Source organism: Curvibacter delicatus NBRC 14919 (genome assembly GCF_001592265.1).
Classification (GTDB): domain Bacteria; phylum Pseudomonadota; class Gammaproteobacteria; order Burkholderiales; family Burkholderiaceae_C; genus Hylemonella; species Hylemonella delicata.
On sequence record NZ_BCWP01000007.1, the window covers coordinates 111643 to 120986 of the forward strand.

6 protein-coding genes are annotated in these 9344 nt (G+C 65.3%); 5 read left to right on the plus strand and 1 reads right to left on the minus strand.

Going from position 1 to position 9344, the window contains the following annotated elements; genetic code table 11:
• Positions 1–690: 690 nt before the first annotated feature.
• Positions 691–3495: a phosphoenolpyruvate carboxylase gene (gene ppc / locus CDE01S_RS05510; RefSeq protein WP_066704778.1), complete on the minus strand. Its 2805-nt coding sequence runs from the start codon at positions 3493–3495 to the stop codon at positions 691–693.
• A 111-nt stretch (positions 3496–3606) separates the two neighbouring features.
• Between ppc and hemC the strand changes: the two genes are divergently transcribed.
• Genes hemC through CDE01S_RS05535 form a run of 5 tightly spaced genes read left to right on the plus strand, consistent with a single transcriptional unit; the run spans position 3607 to position 8833 of the window.
• Positions 3607–4548, plus strand: coding sequence for a hydroxymethylbilane synthase (gene hemC, locus CDE01S_RS05515; protein WP_066704780.1), 942 nt, complete (start codon positions 3607–3609; stop codon positions 4546–4548).
• A 2-nt stretch (positions 4549–4550) separates the two neighbouring features.
• A complete protein-coding gene (locus CDE01S_RS05520; RefSeq protein WP_066704782.1) occupies positions 4551–5351 on the plus strand; it encodes a uroporphyrinogen-III synthase in 801 nt (266 codons plus the stop codon).
• Complete coding sequence (locus CDE01S_RS05525) at positions 5348–6439, plus strand: uroporphyrinogen-III C-methyltransferase (protein ID WP_066704784.1); 1092 nt, start codon at positions 5348–5350, stop codon at positions 6437–6439. The genes CDE01S_RS05520 and CDE01S_RS05525 overlap by 4 nt, the downstream gene beginning before the upstream one ends.
• A gap of 2 nt (positions 6440–6441) precedes the next feature.
• Positions 6442–7725: a heme biosynthesis protein HemY gene (locus CDE01S_RS05530; protein WP_066704786.1), complete on the plus strand. Its 1284-nt coding sequence runs from the start codon at positions 6442–6444 to the stop codon at positions 7723–7725.
• Between the two features lie 31 nt (positions 7726–7756).
• A complete protein-coding gene (locus CDE01S_RS05535) occupies positions 7757–8833 on the plus strand; it encodes a GGDEF domain-containing protein (protein WP_066704801.1) in 1077 nt (358 codons plus the stop codon).
• The last annotated feature ends 511 nt before the right edge of the window (positions 8834–9344 follow it).

The following is a 9344-nucleotide window of genomic DNA, read 5'->3' on the forward strand; positions in this document are numbered from 1 at the left end:
GAGATAGCTACGATGCTGCGGTGTTTGCTGCTATTTTTAGTAGAGCAAACTATTCAACTGGGATAGGCGGCAATGCCATTTTTTGCGCCTAAACTTGCCATGCTATATCGCAGCACTTTGCCGTCTACATTACGTTAGACCTCGGTTGAGTTGGTAGCCAAACTTTCATTCGAGCTTCATATGACGCCATTCGAAAATGAGATTGAACAGCGGAAGGTGGAGCTTTATTGGAGGAAGAATGCACCTTTGACATGTGCAGTTCTTTCTCTCGCAACGCTAGCATCAGTTGTTGTCTATCCAATGTCTTTTCGCTCTGTCGGTGGCGGTGCGCTAGCTGGTTTACTTCTCCACCTGGCATCGCTTTCTTCCGAGCGTCGTCACACAATACTTCCACATGTTCTTTTGCTTTCCGGATTGGCATTGGGTGTTTGGGCGCTACTTGCAACAAGCCCCATGCGTACATCATTAGGTTGGGTGCAGGCTCTAGCGTCATTTGGAGCCAGTTTGTCTTGGGCGAAGGTGTTTCACAATGCCGTCCAAGAGAATCCAGATCCAACGTCCTAACCACCCTCTAACTTCTCAGTCAAGCGCGGATTGCCTTCGGTATCCGCTTGCCTCAAACGTTGATGGTCTGCTTTTCCGAATCGCCACAGACGGCTTTGGGTCGCAAGCGGCCATTAGGTCAATAAATCAACCCGTATTCCTCAACCCCGCCGCAATCCCGTTGATCGAAATGTGAATGCCGCGCCGCACGCGCTCGTCGCTCTGGCCAGCGCGGTAGCGACGCATCAACTCCACCTGCAGGTGATGCAGCGGGTCGATGTAGGGGAAACGGTGGCGGATGGAGCGCTGCAGCGCGGCGTTGCCGGCCAGGCGTTGCTTTTCGCCGGTGAGTTGCGCCAGCGCCTGCACGGTGCGCTGCCATTCAGCTTCGATCTGCGTGAAGACTTTTTTGCGCAGTTTGCCGTCGCCCACTAGTTCGGCGTAGCGCGAGCCCAGCGCCAGATCGCTTTTGGCCAGCACCATGTCCATGTTGGACAGCAGCGTCTTGAAGAAGGGCCAGTTGCGGGCCATCTTTTGCAGCAGCGCCAGCCGCTCCTTGTGGCCTTTCGGCCCGTCGGCATTCAGAAAGTCTTCCACCGCCGAACCGAAGCCGTACCAGCCCGGCAATGTGAGGCGACATTGGCCCCAGCTGAAGCCCCAGGGAATGGCGCGCAGGTCTTCGATCTTCTGCGTTGCCTTGCGCGAGGCCGGGCGCGAGCCGATGTTGAGCTCAGCAATTTCGCGGATCGGTGTGGCGCCGAAGAAATAGTCGGCAAAACCGGCGGTGTCGTACACCAGCGCGCGATAGGCGGCCATGCTGGCGCGCGACAGCGCTTCCGCCGCCTGCAGGTAGGCCGTAGCCGCCGGTTTGGTGGGCTGCAGCAGGGTGGCTTCCAGCGTGGCGGCCACCAGCGTTTCCAGGTTGCGCCGGCCGATCTCCGGGTTGGCGTATTTGGAAGCGATCACTTCGCCCTGCTCGGTCAGACGGATCTGGCCGCGCACCGTGCCGGGTGGCTGCGCCAGGATGGCCTGGTAGCTCGGGCCGCCGCCGCGGCCCACGGTGCCGCCTCGGCCATGGAACAGTCTGAGTTGAATGGGGGCCAACTCGTCAAAGAGTGCCACCAGCGCGATCTCGGTGCGGTAGAGCTCCCAGTTGCTGGTGAAGATGCCGCCGTCCTTGTTGCTGTCGGAGTAACCGAGCATGACGTCCTGCTCAGCCCCGCTGCGCTGGACCATGGCGCGGATGCCGGGCAGGGCGTAGTAGTCGCGCATGATGGGCGCGGCGTTGCGAAGGTCTTCGATGGTCTCGAACAGCGGCACCACGATCAGGTCGGTGGTGCAGGCCACATCGTCCAAGGTTCCGTGCAGCAGGCCCACTTCCTTTTGCAGCAGCAGCACCTCCAGCAGGTCGCTCACCGTTTCGGTGTGGCTGATGATGTAGTGGCGAATGGCCTGGGCGCCGAAGCGCTGGCGCAGCGTGCGCGCGGTCTCGAACACCGCCAGTTCGCTCTGCGTGTGGGCGCTGTAGCTGGCACCGACCACGCGCAAGGGGCGTGCATCGGCCAGCAGGCGCAGCAGCAGGGCGCGCTTGGCGTTCTCGTCCAAGCCAGCGTAGTGCGATTCAATGCGCGCCGTGGCCAGCAGTTCGGTGATCACTTCTTCGTGCTTGTCCGAGCTCTGGCGCAGGTCCAGTGTGGCGAGGTGGAAGCCGAACACGTCCACCGCACGCATCAGCGGGCGCAGGCGCTGCTGCGTCAGCGTGGCGCCGTGGCGCGACAGCAGCGAGGCTTCGATGGTGCGCAGGTCGGCCAGGAACTCGGCTGCGTTGCGGTAGGGGTTTTGCGGTGCCACGGCATGGCGGGTCGCTTCGCCGCCGGTGAGTGCGGTGAGGGTGGCGGCCAGGCGCGCGTAGATGCCGATCAGCGCGCGGCGGTAGGGCTCGTCCTGACGGTGCTCGCTGGTGTCGGGCGAGGCGTCGGCCAGCGCCTGCATCGCGGGGCTGCAGCCCACCAGCAGGCCGGAGAGCGACAGTTCGGCGCCCAGCAGGTGGACTTCGGTCAGGTAGAAGCGCAGCGCCACGTCGGCCTGCCGGCTCACGGCCTGCACCATGGTCTGCGCCGTGACGTTGGGATTGCCATCGCGGTCGCCGCCGATCCAGTGGCCCATGCGCAGGAAGCTGTGCACCGGCTGGTTGCCGAGCTCGCGTTCCAGCTCGGCATACAGGGCCGGGATTTCGCGCAGAAAGGTCGGTTCGTAATAGCTCAGCGCATTGTCGATCTCGTCGACCACGGTCAGCTTGCTGCTGCGCACCAGGCGGGTTTGCCACAGCTGCAGCACGCGGGCGCGCAACTGGGCTTCGTTGGCGGCCAGCTCGCGCGGCGTGAGCATGTCCTTCTTCGGGTCGACGCCGACAGCACGGGCCTTGATCTCGTCGCGCTGCGTCAGCAGGCGGGCGATGTCGCGCTCGGCGTCCAGGATGCTCTTGCGCTGCACTTCGGTCGGGTGCGCGGTGAGCACCGGCGAGAGGTAACTGTGCGCCAGCGTGTTGGCAATGGTCTTGGGGCCGATGCCGGCCCAGCGCAGGCGCGACAGCGCCACGTCGATGCTGCCTTCCTGCGAGTTGCCGGCGCGCTCATGGATGGCGCGGCGCCGGATGTGGTGCCGGTCCTCGGCCAGATTGGCCAGGTGGCTGAAGTAGGTGAAGGCGCGGATCACACTCACCGTCTGGTCGTCGCTCAAGCCCTTGAGCAGTTTCTTCAGCGTCTTGTCCGCGTCATGGTCGGCGTCGCGGCGGAAGGCGACCGACAGTTTGCGTATCTGCTCGATCAACTCGAAGGCGGTCACGCCTTCCTGCTCGCGGATCACATCGCCAAGAATGCGGCCGAGCAGGCGGATGTCTTCCACCAGCGGGCGTTCGTTGTCTCTGCTTTTTCGGGCGCTGTCAGTTTTCATGCGGAGAGGGAGAAAGAGGGGGCGATGTGGCCCGGGGCTGAAGAACTTCGGCCATGCTAGCATCTTCAGTTCACTGAAGGATTACCAGCAGGTTACCAATTGAGCAAGCCGATGAAACTGACCATTGCCACCCGAGAAAGCCGGCTTGCCCTGTGGCAAGCCGAGCACGTCAAGGCCCTGCTCGAACAGCACGGCCACCAGGTCACCCTGTTGGGCATGACGACCAAGGGCGACCAGATCCTCGACCGCTCGCTGAGCAAGGTCGGCGGCAAGGGCCTGTTCGTCAAGGAACTCGAAGTCGCGCTGGAAGAAGGCCGCGCCGACCTGGCCGTGCATTCACTGAAAGACGTGCCGATGGAGCTGCCCGAAGGCTTTGCCTTGGCCTGCGTCATGGAGCGTGAAGACCCGCACGACGCTTTTGTCTCTCCCCGCTACGCCAGCCTGGCGGCGCTGCCGCAGGGCGCCGTGGTCGGTACCTCCAGCCTGCGCCGCGTGGCGCTGCTGCGCGCGCTGCGCCCGGACCTGAAGATCGAACCACTGCGCGGCAACCTCGACACCCGCTTACGCAAGCTCGATGACGGCCAGTACGACGCCATCGTGCTGGCCGCGGCCGGCCTCAAGCGCCTGGGGCTGGAAAGCCGCATCCGCGCCGTGTTCGCGCCGGGCGAGATGCTGCCGGCAGCCGGCCAGGGCGCGCTGGGGATTGAAATCCGCAGCGACCGCACAGATGTTCAGCAGGCGCTGGCGCCGCTGGTGCACCAGATCACCTGGCTGCGGGTGGCGGCCGAGCGCGCCGTGAGCCGCGCCATGGGCGGCAGCTGTTCCATGCCGCTGGCCGCGTTTGCCCGGTTGCAGGGCGAGCAATTGCAGATTGAAGCCGCCTGGGGTGATCCGGAAGGCCGGGTGGCCCTGGTGCGCTCCCATGCCACAGCCGTGGTCGCCGACCTCGCCGCCGCCGCAACCCTGGGTGAACAGGTGGCGGCCGATCTCAAGGCCGGGGTGCAGCGTGTCGGCGGTTCGCTGACGATCGACCACACACCGGACGCCGACTGAGCATGCGTGTCATCGTGACCCGGCCGCCGCGCGAGGCGCAGGACTGGGTGCATGAACTCGCCCAGGCCGGTCTGTCGGCCCAGGCCCTGCCGTTGATCGACATCCTGCCGGCCCCTGATGCCGCAGGTCTGGCGCGTGTCTGGCAGCAGTTGGGCGATGGGGCGTATGCCAGTGTGATGTTTGTCAGCGCCAATGCGGTGGCTGGTTTTTTTGCATCAAATTCGGCCAATTCCCTTGTCTTTGCTGCGCCATCAGCTATCAAAACAAGAGCGTGGGCGCCCGGCCCCGGCACGGCCAAGGCCTTGTTGCAGGCGGGTGTGGCGCCTGAGCGCATTGACGCGCCGGCCCGCGAGGCGGCGCAGTTCGATTCCGAAGCCCTGTGGCAGGTGGTTGGCCCGCAGGTGAAACCGGGACACCAAGTGCTGATCGTGCGCGGTGGCGATGCGCAGGATGCCGTGAATGTTTCCGGCAACGGCCGCGACTGGCTGGCCCAGCGCCTGGCCGACGTGGGGGCCAGGGCCGAGTTCGTCGTGGCCTACCAGCGGGCCCGGCCGCAGTTCGATGCGGCACAGCGGCAGCTTGCGACCGAGGCCGCCGGTGACGGCTCGGTCTGGCTGTTCAGCAGCAGCGAAGCCGTGCGCAACCTGCAGGCCTGTCTGCCGGGTCAAAGCTGGCATGCGGCGCGGGCCGTGGCCACCCACCCGCGCATTGCGGCGGCGGCCCGGGAGGCCGGCTTTGGTGTGGTGTGCGAGTCACGGCCGGCCTTGGCTGATGTCAAGGCCTCGATAGAATCGCTGCAATGAACCCCGAGTCGAATGTTGAATCTTCTGCGTCCACCGCTGCAGCCTCTGCCACGGAACCCGTGACACCCGTGGCGGCGTCTGCGCCGCAGAAGACCACCCCCGCTGTGGCGCGCTCCCTGGTGCTGACGCTCGGCGCCGTCGCGTTGCTGGCCTTGCTGCTCAGCGTCTTGCTGTGGCAACGCCTGTCGGCCACCCAGGAGCAGCTGGCGCGCCAGAGCGCCGATTCCGGGGCCCATGCGGTCGAGGCGCGCACCATGGCGCGCCAGGCGCAAGACCAGACGCGCGAACTGGCAGCCCGCCTCGCCGTGATGGAGGCGCGCCTGAGCGAGGTGGCGCTGCAGCGCACCCAGCTGGAAGAACTGATGCAGAGCCTGTCGCGCTCGCGTGACGAGAACCTGGTGGTCGACATCGAGTCGTCCATCCGGCTGGCGCAGCAGCAGGCGCAACTCACCGGCAGTGTCGAGCCGCTGCTGGCCGCGCTCAAGACCGCGGAGCAGCGCGTGACGCGTGCCGCCCAGCCGCGCCTGACGCCACTGCAGCGCGCCATTGCGCGCGACGTGGCGCGCATCAAGGCCACCACCGTGAGCGACACGCCGGCATTGCTGGTCAAGATGGACGAACTGGTGCGCCTGGCCGATGAATTGCCGCTGGCCAATGCCGTGGCCGCAGCGTCTGCCACCGGCAAGGTGGCGGCCCTGAAACCGCGCCGCGAGGACAGTGTTGCCAGCTGGTGGCAGCGCAGCCTGCAGCTGGTGGTTGACGAGCTGCGCAGCCTGGTGCGCGTGAGCCGCGTCGAGCAGCCGGAAGCCGCACTGCTGTCGCCGGACCAGTCCTTCTTCCTGCGCGAGAACTTCAAGCTCAAGCTGCTCAATGCCCGCCTGGGCCTGCTGTCGCGCCAGCTCGAATCGGCCCGCGCCGATCTGGGCTCGGCCGCCGCCACGCTCAACAAGTATTTCGATGCCAGCTCGCGCAAGACGCAGGCGGCGGCCAGCCTGCTGCAGCAGATGCAGGGCCAGATGAAAACGCTGGAGCTGCCGCGCGTTGACGAGACCCTGGCCGCGCTGGCAACCGCAGCGGCAGGCAGGTAAGCATGCGCGCCATTCTCTGGTTTTTTGGCCTGTTTGCCATTGCGGTGGCGACAGCTTTGTTCGCCGGCAACAACCAGGGCACGGTCACCGTGTTCTGGCCGCCTTACCGCATCGACCTCTCGCTCAACCTGGTGCTGCTGACCTTGCTGGGCGTGTTCTTTGTGATGTATGTGGCCCTGCGCGCGCTGGCGGTGCTGCTGTCCTTGCCGGGCGAGGCACGGCGCTGGCGCATCCAGCATCAGGAACGCGCCATGCAGGTCGGCCTGATCGATTCGTTGTCCCACCTGGCGGCCGGCCGCTTCATCCGCGCCCGCAAGGCGGCTGAAGGTGTGCTGGAGCAGGAGCGGGCGCTGGCCGGCAGTGAGCAGGCCCTGCCTTATGGCGCCCGGCTGCGGGCCGTGGCACACCTGCTGGCCGCCGAGAGCACCCATGCCCTGCAGGACAAGACGGCGCGTGACGAACACGTGCGCCAGGCGCTGGACCTGCCGCATACCTCGCGCCGCGAGGAACAGGAATTGCGTGAAGGCCTGCAGCTGCGTGCGGCACGCTGGGCGTTTGACGACCGTGATGTGCAGGCCGCTCTCCAGCGGCTGGACGAATTGCCGCAAGGCGTGGCCCGGCGTACCCTGGCCCTGCGCCTGCGCTTCAGGGTCGCGCGGTTGGCCCGGCGCACGCAGGTGGCACTGGAGACAGCGCGTTTGCTGGCCAAGCACCGCGCGTTCTCCGAGGCGGCAGCGCGCAGCATCGTGCGCGGGCTGGCGATGGAGCTGGTGCAGGCGGCGCACGATCCGGCGCAACTGAACAAGGCCTGGGGCCAGCTGGATGCCAGCGAGCGCAGCATGCCCGAGGTGGCCATCCTGGCCGCCGAGCGCCTGCTCTTCCTGGGCGGCCAGGTGAGCGTGGTCCAGCAGTGGCTGCTGCCGGTCTGGGAGCAGATGGTCAAGCCGGACACGGCCCTCGTGCCGGAGCAGCGCATGCGGCTGGTGCAGGTGCTGGAGCGGAGTTTTGCCCAGGTGGAAGGCACGCCGGACGCCGCCTGGCTGACGCGCATCGAGACCGCGCAGATGGGCAATCCGCGCGATCCCATGCTGCAGTACCTGGCCGGGGTGGCCTGCATGCGTCTGAGCCTGTGGGGCAAAGCGCAGCTTCTGCTGCGGCAGTCGCTGGCCCAGCTGCGCGAGCCGACGTTGCGGCGCAGCGCCTGGCGTGCCCTGGCCCAGCTGGCCGAGCAGCGCGAGGATGCCGCGGCTGCCGCCGAAGCCTGGCGCAACGCCGCAAAAGAGTGACGATCCGGCGGTTCCCCGCTATCATGGGTTCATGGCGACCCTGACCGAACACCTCATCAAGCTGACCGATCACCGGGATCGTGACCTGCTGGAATTGACGCTGGCAAAGGCACTGATCGATCTGGTTTCCATCGACCGTGTGCTGATTGCGCGCGTGACCAGTGAAGACGGCGTCAAACGCTGGCTCGATGTGGTCTCGCTCGACGCCCGCGGCGGCGGCAAGGTGGTGGACCCGTTGCGCATCGATGTCAGTCGTCTGCCGCGGCTGGAAGATGCCGCAGACCGGTTGCGCTGCATCCAGACCGGTGAACGGGTCGAAGTGGCCTGGGCCGGTGAAAACGGCCCGCGCAAGACTTACTTCCCGTTGTTCTCCGATGCGCGGGGCGATGACGCGCAGGGCGTGCTCGAAATCCATTCACCCACCGCCCTGAGCGAGGACGACCTGGCGACCATTGGCCAGCTGCACCACATCTACCGCAACATGTTTGCATTGCTGGCCTACAGCGACCGTGATGCATTGACCGGCCTGCTCAACCGCAAATCGCTGGACGACGCCTTCTACAGCGCCGTGCTGGAAGAACTCGATGGCACCACCGATGACAGCAAGAACGCGCCGGCGCCTCACGGTGTGGGCCGGGAGCGGCGCCACCGTGTGCCGCCCAATTACTGGCTGGGCACCATGGTCATCGACAACTTTCCCTTGTTGAGCGACAAGCATGGCCATCTCATCATGGAAGAGGTTACGCTGTTGGTGGCGCGCCTCATGAACAGCACCTTCCGGGCGCACGACCGGCTCTACCGTTTCGGTGGAGACCAGTTTGCGGCCCTCTTCCATTGCCCCGACGAGGCGCTGGCCTTCGGCGCTTTCGAGCGCATGCGGGCCAATGTGGAGAAATTCAACTTTCCGCAGGTCGGCCGCGTGACCATCTGCGCCGGCTTCACGCGCATCCTGGCCGACGATTCCCCCAGCACCGCGCTGGAGCGCGCCGAACAGGCGGTCGATTACGCGCAGAAGAATGGCCGCGACAAGGTGTGCAGCCATCTGGATCTGGTGCGGCGTGGGTTCTTTGGCGAGGTGGTTCGTACAGGGGCGGTTGATATCTTCTGAGGTTCCTTACGTGTTGCATGGAAAGGCCCGCTTCTTGCGGGCCTTTTTGCTTTCAAAGCCTTTGGTTCGTTGCGCCAAATGCTATTGAATTTGTAGCGTTTGGCTGAGTATCTGGCAAGGATGATGTGTCGGGATATGCGCCCGACAGCGCAGTAACTTTCTCTTGCTTGCCCAAGAGAAAGTCACCAAAGAGAAGGGCAGCCGAAGTCAGGGCCGCTGCGCGGTTCCTTGCGCTGCTCGCATCAGCCGGGGTCGGGCTGAACTCGCTGCGCTCAAACAACGCCCGCCCTGATCCGCCCGCTGCTGCGCTGCTCAGCCCTGCCACACGGCATAGGAATCCAAACTACCGGGAACCAACAGCCATAACCTCACAAGGACGCGCCATGGCGCGTCCTTGTTGTCTTCGGTATCCGGTTTCCCTCGCCGTTATGAGAAGGCGAGTAGCGCAGGGGCAAGCGGATCAAGAGCCGTGCATGTTTGAGCGCAGCGAGTTTGCGCGGCTCCCGCTTGG

What these genes read in the sequence shown, in the direction of transcription:
- CDE01S_RS05520 (WP_066704782.1), top strand. Translation starts at nt 4,551, where the DNA reads ATGCGTGTCATCGTGACCCGGCCGCCGCGCGAGGCGCAGGACTGGGTG.
- CDE01S_RS05535 (WP_066704801.1), top strand. Translation starts at nt 7,757, where the DNA reads ATGGCGACCCTGACCGAACACCTCATCAAGCTGACCGATCACCGGGAT.
- hemC (WP_066704780.1), top strand. Translation starts at nt 3,607, where the DNA reads ATGAAACTGACCATTGCCACCCGAGAAAGCCGGCTTGCCCTGTGGCAA.
- CDE01S_RS05525 (WP_066704784.1), top strand. Translation starts at nt 5,348, where the DNA reads ATGAACCCCGAGTCGAATGTTGAATCTTCTGCGTCCACCGCTGCAGCC.
- CDE01S_RS05530 (WP_066704786.1), top strand. Translation starts at nt 6,442, where the DNA reads ATGCGCGCCATTCTCTGGTTTTTTGGCCTGTTTGCCATTGCGGTGGCG.
- ppc (WP_066704778.1), bottom strand. Translation starts at nt 3,495, where the DNA reads ATGAAAACTGACAGCGCCCGAAAAAGCAGAGACAACGAACGCCCGCTG.